This window comes from Pseudomonas sp. NMS19W, from assembly GCF_051554255.1.
Lineage (GTDB): Bacteria > Pseudomonadota > Gammaproteobacteria > Pseudomonadales > Pseudomonadaceae > Aquipseudomonas > Aquipseudomonas kribbensis.
On sequence record NZ_CP136718.1, the window covers coordinates 5,637,248 to 5,661,300 of the forward strand.

General features: G+C 57.1%; 19 protein-coding genes, 2 tRNA genes and 3 rRNA genes. 10 read left to right on the forward strand and 14 right to left on the reverse strand.

Annotated features, from left to right (window positions below; genetic code table 11):
• Positions 1–45: 45 nt before the first annotated feature.
• The 6 genes from rrf to tyrS form a co-directional block, all read right to left on the reverse strand.
• Positions 46–161: ribosomal RNA gene (gene rrf / locus R1A29_RS25920) — 5S ribosomal RNA — on the reverse strand.
• Between the two features lie 155 nt (positions 162–316).
• A 23S ribosomal RNA gene (locus R1A29_RS25925) occupies positions 317–3,207 on the reverse strand.
• 247 nt (positions 3,208–3,454) lie between these two features.
• Positions 3,455–3,530 (reverse strand) — tRNA-Ala (locus R1A29_RS25930).
• A gap of 30 nt (positions 3,531–3,560) precedes the next feature.
• Positions 3,561–3,637: transfer RNA gene (locus tag R1A29_RS25935), tRNA-Ile, on the reverse strand.
• Between the two features lie 81 nt (positions 3,638–3,718).
• A 16S ribosomal RNA gene (locus R1A29_RS25940) occupies positions 3,719–5,255 on the reverse strand.
• The 16S, 23S and 5S rRNA genes sit together here with 2 tRNA genes alongside, the layout of an rRNA operon.
• Positions 5,256–5,808: 553 nt before the next feature.
• A complete protein-coding gene (gene tyrS, locus R1A29_RS25945; RefSeq protein ID WP_085731729.1) occupies positions 5,809–7,008 on the reverse strand; it encodes a tyrosine--tRNA ligase in 1,200 nt (399 codons plus the stop codon).
• A 210-nt stretch (positions 7,009–7,218) separates the two neighbouring features.
• On the opposite strand from tyrS, the gene R1A29_RS25950 reads away from it, so the two are divergent.
• Both R1A29_RS25950 and R1A29_RS25955 read left to right on the forward strand, forming a co-directional pair.
• Positions 7,219–8,643, forward strand: a complete 1,425-nt coding sequence (locus R1A29_RS25950; RefSeq protein WP_438299934.1) for a peptidoglycan DD-metalloendopeptidase family protein — start codon at positions 7,219–7,221, stop codon at positions 8,641–8,643.
• Between the two features lie 3 nt (positions 8,644–8,646).
• Positions 8,647–9,738 carry an anhydro-N-acetylmuramic acid kinase gene (locus R1A29_RS25955; RefSeq protein ID WP_438299935.1) on the forward strand — a complete coding sequence of 364 codons (1,092 nt, stop codon included), beginning with the start codon at positions 8,647–8,649 and terminating at the stop codon, positions 9,736–9,738.
• A 74-nt stretch (positions 9,739–9,812) separates the two neighbouring features.
• Here R1A29_RS25955 and erpA read toward each other — a convergent pair whose 3' ends face one another.
• Both erpA and argC read right to left on the reverse strand, forming a co-directional pair.
• Positions 9,813–10,163 (reverse strand): iron-sulfur cluster insertion protein ErpA, encoded by a 351-nt coding sequence (gene erpA / locus R1A29_RS25960; RefSeq protein ID WP_003228776.1) that lies wholly within the window; start codon positions 10,161–10,163, stop codon positions 9,813–9,815.
• A 166-nt stretch (positions 10,164–10,329) separates the two neighbouring features.
• Positions 10,330–11,364, reverse strand: coding sequence for an N-acetyl-gamma-glutamyl-phosphate reductase (gene argC / locus R1A29_RS25965; RefSeq protein ID WP_438299936.1), 1,035 nt, complete (start codon positions 11,362–11,364; stop codon positions 10,330–10,332).
• A 134-nt stretch (positions 11,365–11,498) separates the two neighbouring features.
• On the opposite strand from argC, the gene hemJ reads away from it, so the two are divergent.
• The 6 genes from hemJ (at position 11,499) to coq7 (ending at position 15,995) form a co-directional block, all read left to right on the forward strand.
• On the forward strand, positions 11,499–11,927 hold the full coding sequence (gene hemJ, locus R1A29_RS25970; protein WP_248740060.1) for a protoporphyrinogen oxidase HemJ: 429 nt from the start codon (positions 11,499–11,501) through the stop codon (positions 11,925–11,927).
• A gap of 33 nt (positions 11,928–11,960) precedes the next feature.
• The gene (locus R1A29_RS25975; protein ID WP_438299937.1) at positions 11,961–12,929 is read left to right on the forward strand and encodes an NAD(P)H-dependent flavin oxidoreductase; all 969 of its coding nucleotides are present in this window, start codon (positions 11,961–11,963) and stop codon (positions 12,927–12,929) included.
• 93 nt (positions 12,930–13,022) lie between these two features.
• Positions 13,023–13,973 carry a DUF805 domain-containing protein gene (locus R1A29_RS25980; protein ID WP_438299939.1) on the forward strand — a complete coding sequence of 317 codons (951 nt, stop codon included), beginning with the start codon at positions 13,023–13,025 and terminating at the stop codon, positions 13,971–13,973.
• A gap of 61 nt (positions 13,974–14,034) precedes the next feature.
• Positions 14,035–14,823 (forward strand): SDR family NAD(P)-dependent oxidoreductase, encoded by a 789-nt coding sequence (locus R1A29_RS25985; RefSeq protein ID WP_007956321.1) that lies wholly within the window; start codon positions 14,035–14,037, stop codon positions 14,821–14,823.
• Positions 14,824–14,903: 80 nt separating this feature from the next.
• Entirely contained in the window at positions 14,904–15,242 is a 339-nt protein-coding gene (locus tag R1A29_RS25990) for a histidine triad nucleotide-binding protein (RefSeq protein ID WP_003228789.1), read from the forward strand.
• A gap of 105 nt (positions 15,243–15,347) precedes the next feature.
• On the forward strand, positions 15,348–15,995 hold the full coding sequence (coq7, locus tag R1A29_RS25995; RefSeq protein WP_007956317.1) for a 2-polyprenyl-3-methyl-6-methoxy-1,4-benzoquinone monooxygenase: 648 nt from the start codon (positions 15,348–15,350) through the stop codon (positions 15,993–15,995).
• A gap of 60 nt (positions 15,996–16,055) precedes the next feature.
• Here the strand turns inward: coq7 and speD are convergent, their stop codons facing one another.
• Both speD and R1A29_RS26005 read right to left on the reverse strand, forming a co-directional pair.
• On the reverse strand, positions 16,056–16,850 hold the full coding sequence (gene speD, locus R1A29_RS26000) for an adenosylmethionine decarboxylase (RefSeq protein WP_007956315.1): 795 nt from the start codon (positions 16,848–16,850) through the stop codon (positions 16,056–16,058).
• Positions 16,851–17,087: 237 nt separating this feature from the next.
• Positions 17,088–17,510 (reverse strand): OsmC family protein, encoded by a 423-nt coding sequence (locus tag R1A29_RS26005; protein ID WP_016772921.1) that lies wholly within the window; start codon positions 17,508–17,510, stop codon positions 17,088–17,090.
• Positions 17,511–17,748: 238 nt separating this feature from the next.
• On the opposite strand from R1A29_RS26005, the gene crp reads away from it, so the two are divergent.
• Positions 17,749–18,393: a cAMP-activated global transcriptional regulator CRP gene (crp, locus tag R1A29_RS26010; RefSeq protein WP_085709238.1), complete on the forward strand. Its 645-nt coding sequence runs from the start codon at positions 17,749–17,751 to the stop codon at positions 18,391–18,393.
• 10 nt (positions 18,394–18,403) lie between these two features.
• Here crp and R1A29_RS26015 read toward each other — a convergent pair whose 3' ends face one another.
• The 4 genes from R1A29_RS26015 to R1A29_RS26030 all read right to left on the reverse strand — a co-directional run bounded on the left by R1A29_RS26015 (position 18,404) and on the right by R1A29_RS26030 (position 21,684).
• The gene (locus tag R1A29_RS26015) at positions 18,404–19,102 is read right to left on the reverse strand and encodes a lipoate--protein ligase family protein (protein WP_438299940.1); all 699 of its coding nucleotides are present in this window, start codon (positions 19,100–19,102) and stop codon (positions 18,404–18,406) included.
• Between the two features lie 96 nt (positions 19,103–19,198).
• Entirely contained in the window at positions 19,199–20,035 is an 837-nt protein-coding gene (gene trpC / locus R1A29_RS26020; RefSeq protein WP_438299941.1) for an indole-3-glycerol phosphate synthase TrpC, read from the reverse strand.
• Positions 20,032–21,081: an anthranilate phosphoribosyltransferase gene (gene trpD, locus R1A29_RS26025; protein WP_085709235.1), complete on the reverse strand. Its 1,050-nt coding sequence runs from the start codon at positions 21,079–21,081 to the stop codon at positions 20,032–20,034. The genes trpC and trpD overlap by 4 nt, the downstream gene beginning before the upstream one ends.
• A gap of 9 nt (positions 21,082–21,090) precedes the next feature.
• Complete coding sequence (locus tag R1A29_RS26030) at positions 21,091–21,684, reverse strand: aminodeoxychorismate/anthranilate synthase component II (RefSeq protein ID WP_114885865.1); 594 nt, start codon at positions 21,682–21,684, stop codon at positions 21,091–21,093.
• A 402-nt stretch (positions 21,685–22,086) separates the two neighbouring features.
• On the opposite strand from R1A29_RS26030, the gene estP reads away from it, so the two are divergent.
• Positions 22,087–23,997 carry an esterase EstP gene (gene estP / locus R1A29_RS26035; RefSeq protein WP_438299942.1) on the forward strand — a complete coding sequence of 637 codons (1,911 nt, stop codon included), beginning with the start codon at positions 22,087–22,089 and terminating at the stop codon, positions 23,995–23,997.
• The last annotated feature ends 56 nt before the right edge of the window (positions 23,998–24,053 follow it).

The following is a 24,053-nucleotide window of genomic DNA, read 5'->3' on the forward strand; positions in this document are numbered from 1 at the left end:
AAACAAAACCCCAATTGCTTTCGCAATTGGGGTTTCGGAATTTAATCTTGACGATGACCTACTCTCACATGGGGAAACCCCACACTACCATCGGCGATGCATCGTTTCACTTCTGAGTTCGGGATGGGATCAGGTGGTTCCAACGCTCTATGGTCGTCAAGAAATTCGGGTACTGACTCGTGACCGGTTGGCCTCGCTTCAGCAAATTGGGTATGGGATAGTTTTCGGTGTTTTGTAAGCGTCGAACTTTCGGTTCTTTCGTCTTCACACACCGCAATCTGGCCTCTTTCGAGTCTGCAGATTGCTTGGGTGTTATATGGTCAAGCCTCACGGGCAATTAGTATTGGTTAGCTCAACGCCTCACAGCGCTTACACACCCAACCTATCAACGTCGTAGTCTTCGACGGCCCTTCAGGGAACTCAAGGTTCCAGTGAGATCTCATCTTGAGGCAAGTTTCCCGCTTAGATGCTTTCAGCGGTTATCTTTTCCGAACATAGCTACCCGGCAATGCCACTGGCGTGACAACCGGAACACCAGAGGTTCGTCCACTCCGGTCCTCTCGTACTAGGAGCAGCCCCTCTCAAATCTCAAACGTCCACGGCAGATAGGGACCGAACTGTCTCACGACGTTCTAAACCCAGCTCGCGTACCACTTTAAATGGCGAACAGCCATACCCTTGGGACCGGCTTCAGCCCCAGGATGTGATGAGCCGACATCGAGGTGCCAAACACCGCCGTCGATATGAACTCTTGGGCGGTATCAGCCTGTTATCCCCGGAGTACCTTTTATCCGTTGAGCGATGGCCCTTCCATACAGAACCACCGGATCACTAAGACCTACTTTCGTACCTGCTCGACGTGTCTGTCTCGCAGTCAAGCGCGCTTTTGCCTTTATACTCTACGACCGATTTCCGACCGGTCTGAGCGCACCTTCGTACTCCTCCGTTACTCTTTAGGAGGAGACCGCCCCAGTCAAACTACCCACCATACACTGTCCTCGATCCGGATAACGGACCTGAGTTAGAACCTCAAAGTTGCCAGGGTGGTATTTCAAGGATGGCTCCACGCGAACTGGCGTCCACGCTTCAAAGCCTCCCACCTATCCTACACAAGCAAATTCAAAGTCCAGTGCAAAGCTATAGTAAAGGTTCACGGGGTCTTTCCGTCTAGCCGCGGATACACTGCATCTTCACAGCGATTTCAATTTCACTGAGTCTCGGGTGGAGACAGCGCCGCCATCGTTACGCCATTCGTGCAGGTCGGAACTTACCCGACAAGGAATTTCGCTACCTTAGGACCGTTATAGTTACGGCCGCCGTTTACCGGGGCTTCGATCAAGAGCTTCGCGTTAGCTAACCCCATCAATTAACCTTCCGGCACCGGGCAGGCGTCACACCCTATACGTCCACTTTCGTGTTTGCAGAGTGCTGTGTTTTTAATAAACAGTCGCAGCGGCCTGGTATCTTCGACCGGCATGGGCTTACGGAGCAAGTCCTTCACCCTCACCGGCGCACCTTCTCCCGAAGTTACGGTGCCATTTTGCCTAGTTCCTTCACCCGAGTTCTCTCAAGCGCCTTGGTATTCTCTACCCAACCACCTGTGTCGGTTTGGGGTACGGTTCCTGGTTATCTGAAGCTTAGAAGCTTTTCTTGGAAGCATGGCATCAACCACTTCGTCGCCTAAAGGCAACTCGTCATCAGCTCTCGGCCTTAAGATCCCGGATTTACCTAAGATCTCAGCCTACCACCTTAAACTTGGACAACCAACGCCAAGCTGGCCTAGCCTTCTCCGTCCCTCCATCGCAATAACCAGAAGTACAGGAATATTAACCTGTTTTCCATCGACTACGCTTTTCAGCCTCGCCTTAGGGACCGACTAACCCTGCGTCGATTAACGTTGCGCAGGAAACCTTGGTCTTTCGGCGTGGGTGTTTTTCACACCCATTGTCGTTACTCATGTCAGCATTCGCACTTCTGATACCTCCAGCAAGCTTCTCAACTCACCTTCACAGGCTTACAGAACGCTCCTCTACCGCATCACTTGCGTGATACCCGTAGCTTCGGTGTATGGTTTGAGCCCCGTTACATCTTCCGCGCAGGCCGACTCGACTAGTGAGCTATTACGCTTTCTTTAAAGGGTGGCTGCTTCTAAGCCAACCTCCTAGCTGTCTAAGCCTTCCCACATCGTTTCCCACTTAACCATAACTTTGGGACCTTAGCTGACGGTCTGGGTTGTTTCCCTTTTCACGACGGACGTTAGCACCCGCCGTGTGTCTCCCATGCTCGGCACTTGTAGGTATTCGGAGTTTGCATCGGTTTGGTAAGTCGGGATGACCCCCTAGCCGAAACAGTGCTCTACCCCCTACAGTGATACATGAGGCGCTACCTAAATAGCTTTCGAGGAGAACCAGCTATCTCCGAGCTTGATTAGCCTTTCACTCCGATCCACAGGTCATCCGCTAACTTTTCAACGGTAGTCGGTTCGGTCCTCCAGTCAGTGTTACCTAACCTTCAACCTGCCCATGGATAGATCGCCCGGTTTCGGGTCTATTCCCAGCGACTAGACGCCCTATTAAGACTCGCTTTCGCTACGCCTCCCCTATTCGGTTAAGCTCGCCACTGAAAATAAGTCGCTGACCCATTATACAAAAGGTACGCAGTCACAGAACAAAGTCTGCTCCCACTGCTTGTACGCATACGGTTTCAGGATCTATTTCACTCCCCTCTCCGGGGTTCTTTTCGCCTTTCCCTCACGGTACTAGTTCACTATCGGTCAGTCAGTAGTATTTAGCCTTGGAGGATGGTCCCCCCATATTCAGACAAAGTTTCTCGTGCTCCGTCCTACTCGATTTCATGACCAAGAGATTTTCGCGTACAGGGCTATCACCCACTATGGCCGCACTTTCCAGAGCGTTCCGCTAATCTCAAAGCCACTTAAGGGCTAGTCCCCGTTCGCTCGCCACTACTAAGGGAATCTCGGTTGATTTCTTTTCCTCAGGGTACTTAGATGTTTCAGTTCCCCTGGTTCGCCTCTTGCACCTATGTATTCAGTGCAAGATAACCATCTTGTGATGGCTGGGTTCCCCCATTCAGACATCTCCGGATCAAAGTCTGTTTGCCGACTCCCCGAAGCTTTTCGCAGGCTACCACGTCTTTCATCGCCTCTGACTGCCAAGGCATCCACCGTATGCGCTTCTTCACTTGACCATATAACCCCAAGCAATCTGGTTATACTGTGAAGACGACATTCGCCGAAAATTCGAATTTCTCAACTAAGAGAACTCACAAATTTTACCTTAGCCTGATCCGTTACCAGTGAAAGTAACGTTCAGTCTATCTTTCTATCACATACCCAAATTTTTAAAGAACGATCCAGTCAAAGACCAGAAATCAACATTCATCATCAACCTGATGGAATGCTCATTTCTAAGCTTTCAAACTTCAGAAGCAGTAGTGGTGGAGCCAAGCGGGATCGAACCGCTGACCTCCTGCGTGCAAGGCAGGCGCTCTCCCAGCTGAGCTATGGCCCCGTATTTCTACAGGCGTTTCCCACACAAAATTGGTGGGTCTGGGCAGATTCGAACTGCCGACCTCACCCTTATCAGGGGTGCGCTCTAACCAACTGAGCTACAGACCCAATTTCGGGCTGCTTCTATCGTCTTCTTCAATGAATCAAGCAATTCGTGTGGGAACTTATGGAGCAGCTGATGTCGTCGATTAAGGAGGTGATCCAGCCGCAGGTTCCCCTACGGCTACCTTGTTACGACTTCACCCCAGTCATGAATCACACCGTGGTAACCGTCCTCCCGAAGGTTAGACTAGCTACTTCTGGTGCAACCCACTCCCATGGTGTGACGGGCGGTGTGTACAAGGCCCGGGAACGTATTCACCGCGACATTCTGATTCGCGATTACTAGCGATTCCGACTTCACGCAGTCGAGTTGCAGACTGCGATCCGGACTACGATCGGTTTTATGGGATTAGCTCCACCTCGCGGCTTGGCAACCCTTTGTACCGACCATTGTAGCACGTGTGTAGCCCAGGCCGTAAGGGCCATGATGACTTGACGTCATCCCCACCTTCCTCCGGTTTGTCACCGGCAGTCTCCTTAGAGTGCCCACCATTACGTGCTGGTAACTAAGGACAAGGGTTGCGCTCGTTACGGGACTTAACCCAACATCTCACGACACGAGCTGACGACAGCCATGCAGCACCTGTCTCAATGTTCCCGAAGGCACCAATCCATCTCTGGAAAGTTCATTGGATGTCAAGGCCTGGTAAGGTTCTTCGCGTTGCTTCGAATTAAACCACATGCTCCACCGCTTGTGCGGGCCCCCGTCAATTCATTTGAGTTTTAACCTTGCGGCCGTACTCCCCAGGCGGTCAACTTAATGCGTTAGCTGCGCCACTAAGAGCTCAAGGCTCCCAACGGCTAGTTGACATCGTTTACGGCGTGGACTACCAGGGTATCTAATCCTGTTTGCTCCCCACGCTTTCGCACCTCAGTGTCAGTATCAGTCCAGGTGGTCGCCTTCGCCACTGGTGTTCCTTCCTATATCTACGCATTTCACCGCTACACAGGAAATTCCACCACCCTCTACCATACTCTAGCTCGCCAGTTTTGGATGCAGTTCCCAGGTTGAGCCCGGGGATTTCACATCCAACTTAACGAACCACCTACGCGCGCTTTACGCCCAGTAATTCCGATTAACGCTTGCACCCTCTGTATTACCGCGGCTGCTGGCACAGAGTTAGCCGGTGCTTATTCTGTCGGTAACGTCAAAATTGCAGAGTATTAATCTACAACCCTTCCTCCCAACTTAAAGTGCTTTACAATCCGAAGACCTTCTTCACACACGCGGCATGGCTGGATCAGGCTTTCGCCCATTGTCCAATATTCCCCACTGCTGCCTCCCGTAGGAGTCTGGACCGTGTCTCAGTTCCAGTGTGACTGATCATCCTCTCAGACCAGTTACGGATCGTCGCCTTGGTGAGCCATTACCTCACCAACTAGCTAATCCGACCTAGGCTCATCTGATAGCGCAAGGCCCGAAGGTCCCCTGCTTTCTCCCGTAGGACGTATGCGGTATTAGCGTTCCTTTCGAAACGTTGTCCCCCACTACCAGGCAGATTCCTAGGCATTACTCACCCGTCCGCCGCTGAATCCAGGAGCAAGCTCCCTTCATCCGCTCGACTTGCATGTGTTAGGCCTGCCGCCAGCGTTCAATCTGAGCCATGATCAAACTCTTCAGTTCAAACATCTTTGGGTTTTTAAGAAACCCTAAACTTGGCTCAGCAATCGTTGGTTACATCTTTGATTTCTCGCGGAGTAACTTGTGATGCTGATAATCTTGTTGACTATCAGTCTGACTCCACAAGCACCCACACGAATTGCTTGATTCAGTTGTTAAAGAGCGGTTGGTTAAGATCTTTCATCTCAACCGAGGCGCGCATTCTACAGCAGCCTCATTTGCTGTCAAGTGATTATTTTCAGAAGTTTTCGAAGATTTCCTCAACAACTTCAACCACTTGCGCTTCCGATCTCTCGTTAGCGGGAGGCGAATTCTACAGCGTTACACGCTGCTGTCAACACCTCTTTTTCTCCGCTTTCGATCGAGAAGACCGAACCGTTGAAAGCGCCAGACAAGCCGGCATTTCCAACTCCTTCCAGGCCTCGATGATCTGAAGCGAGCCGCTATCGAAACCTACTTAACTCGTTGAATCTCAAGGAGTTTTCCGTTTCGACTGCGCCGGAAGTGGGGCGAATTATAGAGACTCAGAATCTGCCGTCAACCCCTATTTTCAACTTTACTCGGATTTCAGCGTAATCCGTGCAAAAGCCTTCTTGCCAGCCTGGCAAACGTGAGTCGCGCCCAGCACATATATAAAGGAGCGATCGACAACCTCGCCATCTATACGCACACCACCGGAAGCCAGCAGATCACGAGCAGCCGCCGAGTTCTTCACCAGGCCAGCCTTATTAAGGACGGCAGCAATCGGCATATCTTCGGCAGCAGTCAGTTCGACTTCCGGCAAATCATCCGGCAACTCGCCATCCTTCATACGGTTACCCGCACCACGGTGAGCATTGGCAGCAGCCTCTTCACCATGGAAGCGCGCAACAATTTCTTCAGCCAGCTTGATCTTGATGTCGCGAGGATTGGCACCCGCCTCTACATCAGCACGGAAAGCATTGATCTCATCCATCGAACGGAAGCTGAGCAGCTCGAAATAGCGCCACATCAACGCATCCGGAATCGAAACCAGCTTGCTGTACATGACACCCGGCGCTTCCTGGATACCGACGTAGTTGCCCAACGACTTGGACATCTTTTTAACGCCATCCAGCCCTTCGAGCAGCGGCATCGTCAGAATGCACTGAGCTTCCTGACCATAACCACGCTGCAGTTCGCGCCCCATCAGCAGGTTGAACTTCTGATCGGTACCGCCCAGCTCAACATCCGCGCGCAATGCAACCGAGTCATACCCCTGAACCAGCGGATAGAGGAACTCATGAATGGCGATTGGCTGATTGGTGGTGTAGCGCTTGTCGAAGTCATCACGTTCGAGCATACGAGCAACGGTGTACTGCGAAGTCAGACGAATAAAGTCTGCAGGCCCCATCTGATCCATCCAGGTGGAGTTGAACGCGACTTCGGTTTTCGCCGGATCAAGAATCTTGAATACCTGAGTCTTGTAGGTCTCGGCATTTTCCAGAACCTGCTCACGGGTCAGCGGCGGACGAGTTGCACTCTTGCCACTCGGATCACCGATCATTCCGGTGAAGTCGCCAATCAGGAAGATCACCTGATGCCCCAGTTCCTGGAACTGACGCAGCTTATTAATAAGCACAGTGTGTCCAAGGTGCAGATCCGGCGCCGTTGGATCGAAGCCGGCCTTGATTCGCAGCGGCTGGCCACGCTTGAGCTTTTCGATCAGCTCGGACTCGACCAACAGTTCTTCCGCACCACGTTTAATCAGCGCTAGCTGCTCTTCAACCGACTTCATAACAGACCCGCAAGGCTCAGATTCAAAGGGAACCAACCATACAAGATCGTGCACCAATTACAAGTTTTGCCCGGCGCACGGATACCAATCCACGAGCGAGATGCCTGCGGACTTGCCTCAGAGATGATTTGGTTATATTTTATACAGTTATTTCATCTTCATCATGTCATTCATCTTTTCCAATTCATCTTTTCAAAGTCAAAACTACTTATGACCACTGAACCGTCTAAAGCGCCACCGCTTTACCCGAAGACCCACCTGCTTGCCGCAAGTGGGATCGCCGCCCTTCTCAGCCTGGCGCTCCTGGTATTTCCTTCCAGTGATGTTGAAGCCAAAAAGACGACCCTGAGCCTTGAGCTGGAAAGTCCTGCCGAACAACTGACACAAGATCAAGACGCTGCTGACGCGGTTCAAGCCACAAATGAGCCGGTAGCTTCACCCTTCGCACAAATCGAAAACAGCGCAGAAGACACACCCGAAACCGCCCAGGCCGCACCAGTGCCTGCACCGGTCGCGCCTGAAAAGAAGACTCCAGGCCACAGGGAAGTGATCGTCTCCAAGGGTGACACCCTTTCGACATTGTTCGAGAAGGTTGGCCTCCCCGCCGCTGCCGTACACGAAGTTCTGGCCAGCGACAAACAGGCCAAGCAGTTCAGCCAGCTCAAACACGGCCAGAAACTCGAATTCGAACTCAATCCACAAGGTCAACTGACCAATCTGCACAGCAAGATTAGCGACGTTGAAACCATCACCCTGACCAAGAACGACAAGGGTTATGTCTTCAACCGCGTTACCGCCAAGCCAACCGTTCGTACCGCCTATGTCCACGGCGTGATCAACAGCTCCCTGTCCCAGTCCGCCGCCCGCGCCGGCCTGTCCCACAGCCTGACCATGGACATGGCCAGCGTGTTCGGCTACGACGTCGACTTTGCCCAGGATATCCGCCAGGGTGACGAGTTCGACGTGATCTACGAGCAGAAAGTGGTCAATGGCAAAGCCGTCGGCAACGGCCCGATCCTGTCCGCCCGCTTCACCAACCGCGGCAAGACTTACACCGCCGTGCGCTACACCAACAAGCAAGGTAACAGCAGCTACTACACTGCCGACGGCAACAGTATGCGCAAGGCGTTCATCCGTACCCCGGTGGACTTCGCCCGCATCAGCTCCAAGTTTTCCATGGGCCGCAAACACCCGATCCTCAACAAGATCCGCGCCCATAAAGGTGTCGATTACGCCGCCCCACGCGGTACGCCAATCAAGGCTGCCGGTGACGGAAAAGTATTGCTGGCCGGTCGCCGTGGTGGTTACGGCAACACCGTGATCATTCAGCACGGCAATACCTACCGTACGCTCTACGGCCACATGCAAGGCTTCGCCAAAGGCGTGAAAACCGGCGGTACGGTCAAACAAGGCCAGGTCATCGGCTACATCGGCACTACCGGCCTGTCCACCGGCCCGCACTTGCACTATGAGTTCCAGGTCAATGGCGTTCACGTCGATCCATTGGGACAAAAACTGCCGATGGCCGATCCGATCGCCAAATCCGAGCGCGCGCGCTTCCTGGCGCAGAGCCAGCCGCTGATGGCTCGCATGGACCAAGAGAAGGCCACCATGCTGGCCTCGAGCAAGCGTTAAGCCATGGCTCTTTATATCGGCGTGATGTCCGGAACCAGTCTCGATGGTCTGGACATCGCCCTGATCGAGCATGCCTCGGCGATCAACCTGATCGCCACGCACTACATTCCCATGCCTGAATCCCTGCGCGCCGAGCTGCTTGGCTTGTGCGCCAGCGGTCCCGACGAGATTGCCCGCTCGGCCATCGCCCAGCAGAACTGGGTGAAGCTTGCAGCAACAGGTATCCAAGCCCTGCTCGAACAGCAACAGCTCAAACCCGAAGCCATTCGCGCAATCGGCAGCCACGGCCAGACCATTCGCCACGAACCGGCACGCGGTTTCACCGTACAGATCGGCAACCCTGCCCTGCTGACCGAGCTGACTGGCATTACGGTAGTCAGTGACTTCCGCAGCCGCGATGTGGCCGCCGGCGGTCAAGGCGCCCCTCTGGTTCCTGCCTTCCATGAGGCGTTGTTCGAAGAGCGTACCGGTAACCGCGCAGTCCTGAATGTCGGCGGTTTCAGCAATCTCAGTCTGATTGAGCCGAACAAGCCTGTAGCCGGTTTCGACTGCGGCCCTGGGAATGTTCTGATGGATGCGTGGATTCACCGGCAGCGTGGCGAAAACTATGATCGCAACGGTCAATGGGCAGCCAGCGGCAAAGTTGAACCAACCCTTCTCAAGGCATTGCTGAGCGATTCCTTCTTCTCGACCAAAGGCCCGAAGAGCACCGGCCGGGAAGTGTTCAACCTGCCCTGGCTGGAACAGCAACTGTCGCACCTGCCGGATTTCGCCCCCGAAAACGTACAGGCAACGCTGCTCGAACTGACAGCGCTGACCATCGTCGAATCGCTGCAAAGCGCCCAATCGAATACCGAAGAACTCCTGGTCTGCGGCGGTGGCGCCCACAACGCCACGCTGATGAAGCGCCTGGCCGAACTGCTGCCCAACGCGAAAGTCGCCAGCACCACGACCCACGGTGTAGATCCAGACTGGGTCGAAGCCATGGCCTTTGCCTGGCTGGCGCATTGCTGCCTTGAAGGCATCACCGCCAATCGCCCCAGCGTCACCGGTGCAAAAGGCCTGCGCGTACTCGGCGCAATCTATCCCAATTAAGACAAAACGCAGATAACAAAACGCCGCAGAACCGTGAGGTTCTGCGGCGTTTTGTTGTGTACGGTGAAGCGAGATCAGATCGAGAACGAAGAACCGCAACCACAAGTCGTGGTGGCATTCGGGTTCTTGATCACGAAGCGCGAACCTTCCAGACCTTCCTGGTAGTCCACCTCGGCACCTGCCAGATACTGGAAGCTCATCGGATCAACCACCAGACTCACACCTTCGCGCTCGACGATGGTGTCGTCCTCGGCCACATCTTCATCGAAGGTGAAGCCGTACTGAAACCCTGAACAACCGCCGCCCGTAACGAATACGCGCAGCTTCAAGCGATCATTCCCCTCTTCATCGACCAGGCTCTTCACCTTGTGCGCGGCACCCTGAGTGAATTGCAAAGCCGTGGGGGTGAAGGATTCGACGCTCATGCTGACTATCTCCCGGCGTTACGCCGCCATAATGCGTGATGACGCGCATTATCCGCTTGTCCTAGAAAATCGGTCAACTATTGTTACGGTATATCAATAAAGCCATCAGCGACCCGGAATGCAAAAAGGCCCGTCAGACGGGCCTTTTCTTCATGCAAGATCAGTCTTACGGCAACATGCCCGCGTGGGACAGACCAAAGCGCTCATCCAGACCGAACAGAATGTTCATGTTCTGCACCGCCTGACCCGACGCGCCCTTGACCAGGTTGTCGATCACCGACAGCACCACCACCAGATCACCATCCTGTGGGCGGTGAACCGCGATACGGCAGACGTTCGCGCCACGCACGCTGCGGGTTTCCGGATGGCTGCCGGCCGGCATCACGTCGACGAACGGCTCATTGGCATAACGCTTCTCGAACAGCGCCTGCAGATCGACGGAGCGATCCACCACGGTCGCATAGAGCGTGGAATGAATGCCACGAATCATCGGCGTCAGGTGTGGCACGAAAGTCAGGCCGACATCCTTGCCCGCCGCACGACGCAGACCCTGACGAATTTCCGGCAGATGACGGTGACCTTTCACCGCATAAGCCTTCATGCTTTCCGACGTCTCGGAGTACAGCGAACCTACGGCAGCACCACGACCGGCACCGCTGACACCGGACTTGCAGTCGGCGATCAGGTGGGAAACGTCGGCAATGCCCGCCTCAAGCAATGGCAGGAAACCGAGCTGTGTTGCGGTCGGGTAACAACCCGGCACCGCGATCAGGCGAGCTTTCTTGATTTGCTCACGGTTGACTTCCGGCAAGCCGTAAACCGCTTCGTCCAGCAGCTCCGGCGCGCCGTGCGGCTGGCCGTACCACTTGGCCCACTCATCGGCGTCCTGCAGACGGAAGTCCGCCGACAGGTCGATGACCTTGGTGCCCGCCGCCAGCAATTCACCAGCCAATGCGTGGGCAACGCCGTGCGGAGTCGCGAAGAACACCACGTCGCAAGCGCCGAGGGTCTTGATGTCCGGCACGCTAAACGCCAGACCGTCGTAGTGGCCGCGCAGGTTCGGGTACATATCAGCCACGGCCAGACCGGCCTCGGATCGGGAAGTGATCACAACCACTTCTGCTTGCGGATGCTGTGCCAACAGACGCAGCAGTTCGACACCGGTGTAACCCGTGCCGCCGACGATACCGACCTTGACCATAAACCTGCCCTCAACGAACCCACTGGAAAGCCGTCGATAATAGGGGCGCGCGCGCCCTGCGACAACCATCAAGGTGACGTGCGGACGCTCAAGCCTCTACTATCCGGCCTACCGTGTATTAGGGAATAACCAAAATGCTCTATCTGTGGATCAAAGCGCTGCATATCGTCAGCATCGTGTGCTGGTTTGCCGGACTGTTCTACCTGCCGCGACTGTTCGTTTATCACGCACAAAGTGAAGATACGATCAGCAAGGAACGCTTCAGCGTCATGGAGCGCAAGCTGTATCGCGGCATCATGGGCCCGGCGATGATCGCCGCGCTGATCTTCGGCGGCTGGCTGATTTACCTGAACCCGGGCATCTTCAGCAGCGGTGGCTGGATTCACGCCAAGCTGACCCTGGTGGTGCTGTTGATCGGCTATCACCACATGTGCGGCGCGCAGGTAAAACGTTTTGCCCGTGGCGAGAACACCCGCAGCCATGTCTTTTATCGCTGGTTCAATGAAGTCCCGGTTCTGATATTGCTGGCTATCGTAATTCTGGTCGTGGTCAAGCCGTTCTAACTTCAATACGTTCAACTTTCCGGGGGACTTCCGATGTCGCTGCCCGCTCTGCTCGAACAACGTCTGCGCCTGCCCGTCGTGGCTGCGCCGATGTTCCTGATTTCCAATCCAGAACTGGTGCTCGCGTGCTGTCGCAACGGCGTGGTCGGCAGCTTTCCGGCGCTCAACCAACGCGAGAGCAGCGGCTTCAAGGCCTGGCTGGAACAGATCGAAGCAGGGCTGGCGACACTGGACAACCCGGCGCCTTATGCCGTGAACCTGATTGTTCACAAAAGCAATCCGCGTCTGGAGGCGGATCTGAACATCTGCGTCGAGCACAAGGTGCCCATCGTCATCACCAGCCTCGGTGCGGTGAAGGAATTGGTCGATGCGGTGCACAGCTACGGCGGCCTGGTTTTTCACGACGTGACGACCCGCCGACATGCGGAAAAAGCCGCCGAAGCAGGCGTCGATGGCTTGATTGCGGTTGCCGCCGGCGCCGGTGGACATGCTGGCACCTGGAGCCCGTTCTCGCTGATCGCCGAGATTCGCCAGTTCTTCGACAAGACGCTGCTGCTTGCAGGATGTTTGAACCACGGCCATGAGATTCTCGCCGCACAGCTGCTCGGCGCGGATTTGGCCTACTTCGGTACGCGATTCATCGGTACGACTGAAAGTCATGCGCCCGACGCCTACAAGGAGATGCTCCTGACAGCCAAGGCAGCGGACATCATTCATACTCCTGCCGTGTCTGGAGTCCCGGCCAGCTTCATGCGCCAAAGCCTGGAAGCTGCCGGTTTCGATATGGCAGCACTGCAAGGCAAGGGTGAAGTGAACTTCGGCGACAAGCTCAAGCCGATCAACGATGAGGCCAAAGCCTGGAAAACCGTGTGGTCGGCAGGTCAGGGGGTTGGCCAGATCGAAGATCTGCCAAGCGTGGACCAACTGGTGGCGCGCCTCGATGCAGAGTATCGGCAGGCCCTGAAACACGCAGAACAGCTCCCGAACCGCTGGCCGCGTTAAGAAAATTCCGGCCAGTTGCTGCCTGACTGGCCTTACACTTGGCGGCTGCGATATATATCAACCCAATTTTTTCGCGACAAGGATGCCTCGGCCATGAGCGAACCCCGTTACAAGATCGTTTTCGACGGAGCCCTGCAGCCCGGCGTCGATATCACCACGGCAAAACTCAATCTGGCCGACCTGTTCAAGAGCGATGTGGCCGCCATCGAACGTCTGTTCAATGGACGCGCCGTCGCCCTTAAACGCGACCTGTCGCACAGCGATGCCCAGGCTTATCTGCAAGCGCTGGGCAAGACCGGAATCGACGCCCGGATCGAACCGGAAACAGCCATCGAACTGAATCTGTCCGATGTGCAGGAACACTCCGCCCCGATGGCAGACCCTGACTCCCCATATGCCCCACCCCGGGCCAGTGTCGGTGAACGACTGGCAGAATTCGCCACGCTCAAACCCTTCAGTGTCGAAGGCCGGATCGGACGCCTGCGCTACCTGGCATGGTCGATGGTATTGAGTCTGGTAACCCTGCCGATCGTCGGCGTTTTCGCGCTGATCGGTCTGGGGCTGGTGAGCACCGACTCGACCAGCGGCCTGATCATCGGCGGTATCTTCGCCTTCTTCCTGTTCCTGGCCTTCGCAATCGTCGGCATCCTGTTCAGCATTCAGCGTCTGCACGACATCGGCTGGTCAGGCTGGCTCTGGCTGCTGACTCTGGTTCCGTTCGTGGGCAGCTTCTTTCCGCTGGTGATCATGGTCATGCCGGGCAATACCGGCGCCAACCGCTATGGCCCACCACCGCCGCCGAACAGTACCGCCGTCAAAGTACTGTGTTCCTTGTGGATCGTTTTCATCGGCCTGTTCTTCGTCGGTGGAATGCTGGGCGGTATTTCCGCCATCCAGCAAGAGTACGAAACCAGCCTCGAAAGCAGTTATGAAAGCGGTTCGGTGACTGCCGATGAAGTCGATGTCGAAGTCGAGCCCGTGCCGAATCCGGTGGATGATGCAGCCGAACCTGCACCCGCCCCTGTAGACTCTGCGAAAGAATGAACAGCGCTCCCCGCCGTGACACCTGCGTCCACGGCGCGGAGCTGTTGCGATGGAGAACCGCATGACCCGTTACGCTCTGATCACTGGCGCCTCCAGCGGCATCGGCCTGGCCATGGCCGAAGCCCTGGCTCGCCGTGGCCGCAGCCTGATTCTGGTGGCCCGACAGCGTGATCAGCTGGAAAGCATTGCGATTGAACTGACCCAGCGTTTCGGCGTGGAGGTGCTGTTCCGCGCCTGCGACCTGGGCGAGCCGCTGCGCCTGTCCGGGTTTCTGCTGGAGCTTGAAGAAGGCGACCGGCAGATCGATCTGCTGGTGAACTGTGCCGGCATCGGTACGTGCGGCCCGTTCCTGGCCCAGGACTGGATGACCGAGCAAGACCTGATCGAGGTGAACATCCTCGCCCTCACCCGCCTCTGCCATGCAATCGGTAACAGCATGGCCCTGCAGGGTGGCGGGCAGATTCTCAATGTGGCGTCGGTGGCCGCGTTCAATCCCGGCCCGTGGATGAGCACTTACTACGCCAGCAAGGCCTACGTTCTGCATTTTTCCGAGGCGCTGCGGGTGGAATTGAAAAAGTGCGCCGTGAAAGTCTCGGTGCTCTGTCCAGGCCCGACGCGCACGGCGTTCTTCCGTACGGCGCAACTGAACAACGACAAACTTAACGCCAGCAAACTGCTGATGAGCCCCGAAGAGGTCGCGCTGTATACCGTGCGCGCCCTGGAAAAAAACCGCGCAATCATCATTCCCGGGCGCCGGAACCGCTGGTTCGCCTTTCTGCCCAGACTGGGTTCGCGCTGGCTCAACCGCACCATCGTCGGCATGGTCAACAAAGCTTACTGCCCGCGCTGAAGGGCCGGCAGGCAACTGGCTGGGCGTGGTGATCCCTCGTGGGTACACTCGGCCCAGCTCACACAACGGAGAAAACAGCTGTGGATACTCTGTTCACCAAGATCATCAACCGGGAAATCCCGGCGAAGATCATCTACGAGGACGACCAGGTTCTGGCGTTCCACGACATCGCCCCGCAGGCACCGGTGCATTTTCTGGTGATCCCGAAGAAACCGGTGCGCACCCTCAACGACCTGACCGAAGACGACAAGGCACTGGCCGGGCATATTCTGTTCACCGCCCAGCGTCTGGCGCTGGAACTGGGTTGCGAAGAAGGCTTCCGGGTGGTGATGAACTGCAATGAAAAGGGTGGGCAGACGGTCTACCACATTCATATGCACGTACTCGGTCAACGTCAGATGAACTGGCCGCCGGGCTGATCGACTCGAAATCTGTGGGGGCGCCCTGCTCCCACATGACCCAGCGCAAACCTTCCCCGGCCGATTCGGTTAAACTGGCCGCCGAGATTCTTCCCGGAGGTCAGCATGACTACCCAACGTCACTATTCGCCAATTGACCGTCTTCTGCTGCAAGCCGATGCCGCAATGCGAACCCTGCTGCCCTTCAGCGGCCAGCCGTACCGTCCGTCGCCGGCCATCGTGCAGCCCGACGTACAGATGAGCGACGAAGACACCCGCCACGTCGCCGGCCTGATGCGCATCAACCATACCGGTGAAGTCTGTGCTCAGGCGCTGTACCAAGGTCAGGCCCTGACCGCCAAGCTGCCGCAAGTGCGGGAAGCCATGGAGCATGCGGCCGAAGAAGAGATCGATCACCTGGTCTGGTGCGAACAGCGTATTCATCAGTTGGGCAGCCACACCAGCGTGCTCAATCCGCTGTTCTATGGCATGTCGTTCGGGATCGGCGCAGTCGCCGGGCTGATCAGCGACAAGGTCAGCCTCGGTTTTGTCGCGGCGACCGAGCATCAGGTGTGCAAACACTTGAACGAGCATCTGGAGCAACTGCCGGCCGAGGATGAAAAATCCCGGGCAATTCTTGAGCAGATGCGTATCGATGAAGAGCATCACGCAGAAAGTGCACTGGAAGCTGGCGGTTTCCGCTTCCCGGCACCGGTAAAGTTCGGCATGAGCCTGTTGGCCAAAGTGATGACCAAAAGCACCTACCGCATCTGAAAAACGCCCATAAAAAAGGCGACTGCCGCAAAGCAGTCGCCTTTTTTGTACCCGGATTTCTTAGCTCGGCATATTGCGCGCGTAGAAGATTTCCAGCATTTCGTGTTTCACACGCTCGGTCACCTGAGCACGTTGCTCGGACGACAGGTTGCTGGTGGCATCACCGAACAGGTAGTTATCCAGTTCGAAGTTTTTCAGCAGCATTTTGGTGTGGAACAGGTTTTCCTGGTACACGTTCACGTCGGTCATCTGGTACGCGTCGCGGGTGTCTTCGGAGAGGTAGTTCTGGATCGAGTTGATCTCGTGGTCGATGAAGTGCTTGTTGCCTTCAACGTCACGGGTGAAGCCGCGCACACGGTAATCCACGGTCACGATGTCCGAATCGAACTGGTGAATGAGGAAGTTGAGCGCTTTGAGCGGTGAAATGACACCACAGGTCGACACGTCGATGTCCACACGGAACGTCGCAATACCGGCGTCCGGATGGATTTCCGGGTAGGTATGCACCGTGATGTGACTCTTGTCGAGGTGGGCCAGGATGATTTCCGGCAGCGGACCCGGGGACTCTTCGATCTGGCTTTCGGTCGGGGTGACCGGTTCTTCCGAGATCAGAATCGTGACGCTGGCACCCTGAGGCTCATAGTTCTGACTGGCAATGTTCAGAATGTTGGCACCAATGATTTCGACAACTTCCGTGAGGATCTGCGTCAGGCGTTCGGCGTTGTACTCTTGATTGATGTACTCGACGTAAGCCTGCTGGTCTTGCGGGGTTTCCGCGTAGCAGATGTCATAGATGTTGAAGCTCAAGGTCTTTGTCAGGTTATTGAACCCGTGGAGCTTGAGTTTGCTTTTCACCGTTAAAAACTCTCTATGTATGCGGCCCGGCCGCGTGATCAAGCATGCCCGTCAAGTGCGAACGACGCACCTGCGTAGGACGGTTAACACCTCTTCGCGATGGCGATTTTGGTTATCTGTTCAGGCGGATGACCCGTCGGCTGACCGATCACTGCCCTGAAAAAAGTGGCGCATTATGCAGACGTCAGCGGGGGATCGCCAGAGTCTGCACTGCTTTTATGATAGTTGAATGTCGGCTCAGCCGAGTTCGACGATTTCGTAGTCGTGGGTGATCGCCACACCGGCGGCGCCAAGCATGATCGACGCCGAGCAGTACTTCTCCGCCGACAGCTCGATGGCGCGTTTGACCTGGGCTTCTTTCAGACCACGGCCCTTGACCACGAAGTGCATGTGGATCTTGGTGAACACCTTCGGATCTTCGGTCGCACGTTCGGCGTCCAGGAAAGCCTCGCAGCTTTCAACGGCCTGACGGGACTTCTTCAGAATGCTGACCACGTCGAAATTGCTGCAACCGCCAACGCCCAGCAGGAGCATCTCCATCGGGCGAACACCCAGATTGCGACCACCGGCGTCCGGCGGACCATCCATGACCACGACATGACCGCTGCCGGATTCGCCGAGGAACATGGCTTCGCCAGCCCATTGGATGCGTGCCTTCATCGCCAAGACTCCACTGTAGAAAAAAGGGTCGCCAGCTTAGCACAGGGCCCCGGTTTGACTGCGAACGGTGATCCTAGGACCGATGCCTTTACTGCGTAGGTAATTTCTCGAATTTTCGACGAAGTGTCTGGTAAGCTGGCGCCAATTCACTGGCGCCCCAAGCCGGTATTTGTAGCGATCACCTCAGCGCCTCATATAAAAACCACATATAACCGTGCAGTCTTTTCGGGATACAACCATGGTTGGTATTACCCCCACACCCAAAATCAAGAACCTCGACAAGCTGCTGATGCATTGCCAGCGCCGGCGCCATGCGGCCAAAAGCAACATCATCTGCGCCGGGGATCGCTCGGACACGCTGTACTTCATCATCCGTGGCTCGGTCACGATCCTGATCGAGGACGACGACGGCCGCGAGATGATCATCGCGTACCTGAATGCCGGGGACTTCTTCGGTGAGCTGGGCCTGTTCGAACAGGCCGGCCAGGAACAGGAGCGCAGTGCCTGGGTGCGGGCCAAGGTCGAGTGCGAAGTCGCGGAAATCAGCTACGCCAAATTCCGTGAATTGTCGCAGCAGGATCCAGACATTCTTTACGTGCTCAGCGGACAAATCGCACAACGCTTGCGCAACACCACGCGCAAGGTCGGCGATCTGGCGTTCTTCGACGTCACGGGCCGTGTCGCTCGCTGCCTGTTGGAGCTGTGCAAGCAACCCGACGCGATGACCCACCCGGACGGTATGCAGATCAAAGTCACCCGTCAGGAAATCGGGCGGATTGTCGGGTGTTCGCGGGAGATGGTCGGTCGCGTGCTCAAGGATCTTGAGGAACGCAACCTGGTGGATGTGAAAGGCAAGACCATGGTGGTCTTCGGCACTCGCTGAGTTAGAAAACTCAGCCGGCGTAGATCTGCGCCAGCATCAAACGAAAGAGTTCATCGAGACGCGCCAAGGCATGGGGCGCCGGGAATTTCTCATGCAACGCGATGTGGCTTGCAGCGCGTACCCGTTGCTCCAGGCCACACGCCTCATTGAAGCGGTTGACCGCCGCCACCATCGATTCGCGCTCGTCCTCCAGCAGCATCGCACCGTGCACCAGGCCTACCGGGCGCTGCCCACCCTGACTCTGGCGCCAGCGCTGGGCGGTGCCGACCATCTTGCGGCCATCGAGGTTGACGTTGAAACGACCGTCACAGAACGCACCGTCGATTTCACCCAGCGAAGACACGCCGCCCAACTCATCCAACAACTGACAAATCGGATCACACAGACGCCGGTATCCGGTTTCAATACGGTTCAGATCACCCTCGCTGCGAGGCGGCGCGTAGACCAGTGCAATGTTGATCGTCGACGCCGATTGCGGAACAGGTTCACCACCGGTTTCACGCAGCAGCACCGGCCAGCCGGCAGCGGCGGAGACTTCGCAGGCATGATCGAATCCGGGGAGGCGGTTCAAACGGCGCGGCATGACCAGCGCACGATCGCTGGGTTGCCAGAACAGCAGGCCGAATTCGGCATCACCGGCGCAGACCGAAGCCAGCAGATCCTGTTCGGCTTGCAGGCCGGCTTCGATGGTCAGGGAAGTGGGGATCATAAGGTTTCCATAGGACGTTGAGCCTGAGGTGAATCTTATGCTGCCTTCGCGGGCAAGCCCGCTCCCACAGGGATACGGGCGCCTGCGAAGAGTCGATCAGTCGAGGGTCGAACCGCTCACCGGAACGCCGCGCTCAGGGAAGAACAGACGTTGCAGTTCAATGCCCGGGCTTTCGGCGCGCATGAACGCTTCGCCGACCAGGAACGCGTAAACGTTGCTGATTTCCATCAGTTCGACATCGGCTCGATTGAGGATGCCGCTCTCGGTGATCACCAGACGATCGCGCGGAATGCGCGGCAGCAGGTCGAGGGTGGTTTCCAGGCTTACGTCGAATGTATGCAGGTTGCGGTTGTTGACCCCGACCAGCGGCGTATCGAGGGTCTTCAGTGCACGCTCCAGCTCATCGCCGTCGTGAACTTCTACCAACACATCGAGGCCGACGCCTTTGGCCACCGAAGCCAGTTCGGCCATTTTCACGTCATCCAGTGCGGAGACGATCAGCAGCACGCAATCAGCGCCCAGGGCACGGGCTTCGACGATCTGGTACGGATCGATCATGAAGTCCTTGCGGATCACCGGCAGCGAGCACGCGGCGCGGGCCTGTTGCAGGTAGGCATCGGCGCCCTGGAAGTAATCAATATCAGTCAGTACCGACAGGCAGGTCGCCCCGCCCTTCTCGTAGCTTTTGGCGATGTCGGCGGGAACGAAGTTCTCGCGGATCACGCCTTTGCTCGGCGAAGCCTTCTTGATTTCCGCGATCACGGCCGGTTGTTTCTTCTTGGCCTGTGCCAGCAATGCCTGGGCAAAACCGCGGGGTGCATCGGCCGCCTTGGCCAGACGTTCCAGCTCGCTCAGGCTCACACGGGCGCTACGCTCGGCGACTTCCTGAACCTTGCGGGCCAGAATGTTTTCCAGAACCGTCGGTACACTCATCCCTCATTCTCCACTTTGAATACCGCGGTAAAGGCACCCAACTCCTCGAGTTTCTCCCGAGCGAGACCGGTGTGCAGAGCGTCGTGGGCCAGTGCCACGCCTTCTTTAAGACTGGTCGCCAGATCGGCGGCGTACAGCGCCGCACCGGCATTGAGCACGATCATTTCCGCAGCCTTCTGGCCGTTCTCGGTCTTGCGCTTGCCCAGTGCATCGCGAATCAGCGCCAGCGACGCTTCCGGGCCTTCGACCGACAGACCGTGCAGGCTCTGGCTCTTCATGCCCAGATCTTCCGGCTCGACCCAATACTCGGTGATTTCGTTGTTTTTCAGTTCGGCCACATAGGTTGGTGCGGCGAGACTGAACTCGTCCAGGCCATCCTTCGAATGCACCACCAGCACATGTTTGCTGCCCAGACGCTGCAAGACTTCTGCCAAGGGCCGGCACAGGGCCTGAGTGAAGACGCCGACTACCTGATGTTTGACGCCGGCCGGATTCGTAAGCGGGCCGAGCATGTTGAACAGGGTACGCAGGCCGAGGTCGCGGCGCGGGCCGGCGGCGTACTTCATGGCTTTGTGATGAGTCTGGGCAAACATGAAACCGATGCCGACGTTGTCGATGCAACGTGCCACCTGAACCGGGGTCAGGTTGAGGTAGATGCCGGCCGCTTCCAGCAGGTCGGCGCTGCCGCTCTTGCCCGACACCGCACGGTTGCCGTGCTTGGCCACGGTGCAGCCGGCAGCGGCAACGACAAATGCCGAAGCCGTGGAAACGTTGAAGATGTTCGCGCCGTCACCACCGGTGCCAACCACGTCGACCACGCCGTCGAGGGTCTTGAGTTCGACCTGATCGGCCAGCTCGCGCATCACCGACACCGCACCGACGATTTCGTCGATGCTCTCGCTCTTCATGCGCATGGCCATCATGAACGCACCGATCTGCGCGTCGGTGCATTGGCCGGTCATGATTTCGCGCATCACGTCGCGCATTTCTTCGGTGCTGAGGTCGAGGTGATCGACGATACGGCTCAGGGCTGTCTTGATATTCATGGAGAGTCCTTAGCGCGTGCCGCCGGTTTGTTTGAGGAAGTTGGCGAACAGTTCATGGCCCTGCTCGGTGAGGATCGATTCCGGGTGGAACTGTACGCCCTCGATGTTCAGGGTCTTGTGACGCAGGCCCATGATTTCGTCGACCGAGCCGTCGTCATGCTGCGTCCACGCGGTCAGTTCCAGGCAGTCGGGCAAAGTATCGTGCTTGACGATCAGCGAGTGATAGCGAGTAACCGTCAGCGGATGATTCAGACCGGCAAAAACGCCCTTGTCCTCGTGGAATACCGGGCTAGTCTTACCGTGCATCACTTGGCGGGCACGTACCACGTCACCGCCAAAGGCCTGGCCGATGGACTGATGGCCAAGGCAGACGCCGAGGATCGGCAGTTTGCCGGCGAAGTGCTTGATGGCGTCGATGGAGATACCGGCTTCGGTCGGTGTGCACGGACCGGGGGACACCACGATGCGCTCCGGGTTGAGCGCTTCGATTTCGGCGATGGTCAGCTCGTCGTTGCGCACGACCTTGACCTCGGCACCCAGCTCGCCGAGGTATTGCACAACGTTGTAAGTAAAGGAGTCGTAGTTGTCGATCATCAGCAACATGGCGTTTCGAACCTCTTGAATTCTGACTTGAAAACAACCTTCGGATGACTTGCCAGGACGCTGCACAAAGTCGGACGCGCAAGTGGCGACGGCAAGGCGGCATTTCAAACGGGCAAGGAAGGCGGAGCGATACAGATCCGGCGGGGCCGGCAGAAAAGATTCAGGCGCGCCAACGCCAGCGGGCGTGTGCCTTGATGACTTGATCCAGAAGTTTGCTGGTGATCAACACGGGGAAGGTCTCGTTCATACGTTCCCGCACAGTAACTTAGCTGGGCAGAGCGTGCAATATGGCCGGGCCTGACGGGGGAAAACTATGGGAGGGTTGACGACCGATGGCAAAACGCCGGAAGTTTTTGGTACTGTCGTTTCGTTCCATACAACAATAAATAAACGGACTTGCTCATGATCAAACAGACGTTGTTTGTACCGCTCGCCGGATGCCTGCTCGCGATGGCCTGCGCCCAGGCGAATGCCGCACCCAATCCTTATTCGAATTTCGTTGTCTTCGGTGACAGTCTCAGCGACGCGGGGACGTTTTCCGATCCGGACGGTCCGGCCGGCTCGGTCAAACGATTCACCAACCGTACCGGCCCCAACTATCAGGACGGCAGTGGCGAATTCTACTCGCTGAACGCCACCCAACTGCTCGGCGGCCGCCTGGGCTTCACACCGAACCAGACCGCTTCCGCCGACTCGGCGGTACGTGCAGGCCAGGGTTTGCCGGACGGTAACAACTGGGCGGTCGGCGGCTATCGCACCGACCAGATTCTCGACTCGATCACCAGCACGTCCACCACCGACGAACGCACCCGCGCCGGTTATCTGCCGTCGAACGGTTTCCGCGCCGACCCGAATGCCTTGTATTACCTGACCGGAGGCGGCAACGACTTCCTGCAGGGCCGCGTCACCAGCCTGCCTCAGGCCAATGCCGCCGCCGACCGACTGGTCGACAGCGTGCGCACCCTGCAAGGCGCGGGCGCCCGCTACATCATGGTCTGGCTGCTGCCGGACATCGGCCTGACCCCGGCCATCAATGGCTCGCCGCTGCAGGCCTTCACCTCGCAACTCAGCGCCCAGTTCAACACCGAACTGGTGAGCCAGCTACAGACGGTCAATGCCAACGTCATTCCGCTGAACATTCCAGTCCTGCTCAAGGAAGCATTTGCCAACCCGGCCCAGTTCGGCCTGGCCACCGATCAGAACCTGGTCGCCACCTGCTTCAGCGGCGATGGTTGCACCGAGAACGCCCGGTACGGGATCAACAGCGCCACGCCGGATCCGACCAAGCTGATCTACAACGACTCGGTGCACCCGACCGAAGCCGGGCAACGCTTGATCGCCGACTACGCCTACTCGTTGCTGGCTGCGCCTTGGGAACTGACCCTGCTGCCGGAAATGGCCCAGGGCACGTTGCGCGCGCATCAGGATGAACTGCGCAATCAATGGCTGGCCGACTGGGAAAACTGGCAAGGCGTTGGCCAATGGCGGGCGATTGTCTCCGCTGGCGGCCAGCATCAGGACTTCGACGACCAGCACGCCGGGGCAAGCGCCGACGGCAACGGTTACAACCTGAACATCGGTGGCAGCTACCGTCTCGACGACGCCTGGCGTGTCGGTGTGGCGGCGGGTTTCTATCACCAGAAAATCGAAGCCGGCGACAACGACTCCGAGTACAAACTCAACTCCTATATGGGCACCGCATTCGCCCAGTACCAGCAAAACCGCTGGTGGGGTGACCTGGCCGTTACCGCCGGACATCTGGACTACGACAGCCTGAAGCGCAAGTTCCAGCTCGGGGTCAACGAACGTGGCGAGAAAGGTGATACCGACGGCTATGTACTGGCTATCGGCGGCCGTGTCGGCTACGACATCGCGCCAGAGGCGAGCAGCCCATGGCATCTGTCGCCTTTCGTCAGCGCCGACTTCGGCAAGGTCGAAGTGGATGGCTACTCGGAAAAAGGTGCGGACTCCACGGCGCTGACCTTCGACGACCAGTCGCGCAACTCCCGCCGTCTCGGTCTCGGCATCCAAGGCAAATACCAGATCACCGCACAGACCCAGGTCTTCGGCGAATTCGCCCATGAGCGCGAGTACAACGACGACGCCCAGGATCTGACGATGAACCTCAACAGCCTGCCGAACAATCGCTACACCCTGGAAGGCTACACACCTCAGACCAATCTCAACCGCCTGAACCTGGGCGTGAGCCACAACCTCACCAAGGAAGTCGCCCTGCGCGCCAGTTACAACATTCGCAAGGATGACGACTTTACCCAGCAAGGCATCAATGTTGGCGTAAGTCTCGACTTCTGATCAGAAGGCCATAAAAAACGCGGCGCCCTCACAGGCGCCGCGTTTTTTTATGGCTG

Coding starts and splice junctions, on each gene's coding strand:
- tyrS (WP_085731729.1), bottom strand. CDS start 7,008: ATGAAGTCGGTTGAAGAGCAGCTAGCGCTGATTAAACGTGGTGCGGAA.
- R1A29_RS25950 (WP_438299934.1), top strand. CDS start 7,219: ATGACCACTGAACCGTCTAAAGCGCCACCGCTTTACCCGAAGACCCAC.
- R1A29_RS25955 (WP_438299935.1), top strand. CDS start 8,647: ATGGCTCTTTATATCGGCGTGATGTCCGGAACCAGTCTCGATGGTCTG.
- erpA (WP_003228776.1), bottom strand. CDS start 10,163: ATGAGCGTCGAATCCTTCACCCCCACGGCTTTGCAATTCACTCAGGGT.
- argC (WP_438299936.1), bottom strand. CDS start 11,364: ATGGTCAAGGTCGGTATCGTCGGCGGCACGGGTTACACCGGTGTCGAA.
- hemJ (WP_248740060.1), top strand. CDS start 11,499: ATGCTCTATCTGTGGATCAAAGCGCTGCATATCGTCAGCATCGTGTGC.
- R1A29_RS25975 (WP_438299937.1), top strand. CDS start 11,961: ATGTCGCTGCCCGCTCTGCTCGAACAACGTCTGCGCCTGCCCGTCGTG.
- R1A29_RS25980 (WP_438299939.1), top strand. CDS start 13,023: ATGAGCGAACCCCGTTACAAGATCGTTTTCGACGGAGCCCTGCAGCCC.
- R1A29_RS25985 (WP_007956321.1), top strand. CDS start 14,035: ATGACCCGTTACGCTCTGATCACTGGCGCCTCCAGCGGCATCGGCCTG.
- coq7 (WP_007956317.1), top strand. CDS start 15,348: ATGACTACCCAACGTCACTATTCGCCAATTGACCGTCTTCTGCTGCAA.
- R1A29_RS26005 (WP_016772921.1), bottom strand. CDS start 17,510: ATGAAGGCACGCATCCAATGGGCTGGCGAAGCCATGTTCCTCGGCGAA.
- crp (WP_085709238.1), top strand. CDS start 17,749: ATGGTTGGTATTACCCCCACACCCAAAATCAAGAACCTCGACAAGCTG.
- R1A29_RS26015 (WP_438299940.1), bottom strand. CDS start 19,102: ATGATCCCCACTTCCCTGACCATCGAAGCCGGCCTGCAAGCCGAACAG.
- trpC (WP_438299941.1), bottom strand. CDS start 20,035: ATGAGTGTACCGACGGTTCTGGAAAACATTCTGGCCCGCAAGGTTCAG.
- trpD (WP_085709235.1), bottom strand. CDS start 21,081: ATGAATATCAAGACAGCCCTGAGCCGTATCGTCGATCACCTCGACCTC.
- R1A29_RS26030 (WP_114885865.1), bottom strand. CDS start 21,684: ATGTTGCTGATGATCGACAACTACGACTCCTTTACTTACAACGTTGTG.
- estP (WP_438299942.1), top strand. CDS start 22,087: ATGATCAAACAGACGTTGTTTGTACCGCTCGCCGGATGCCTGCTCGCG.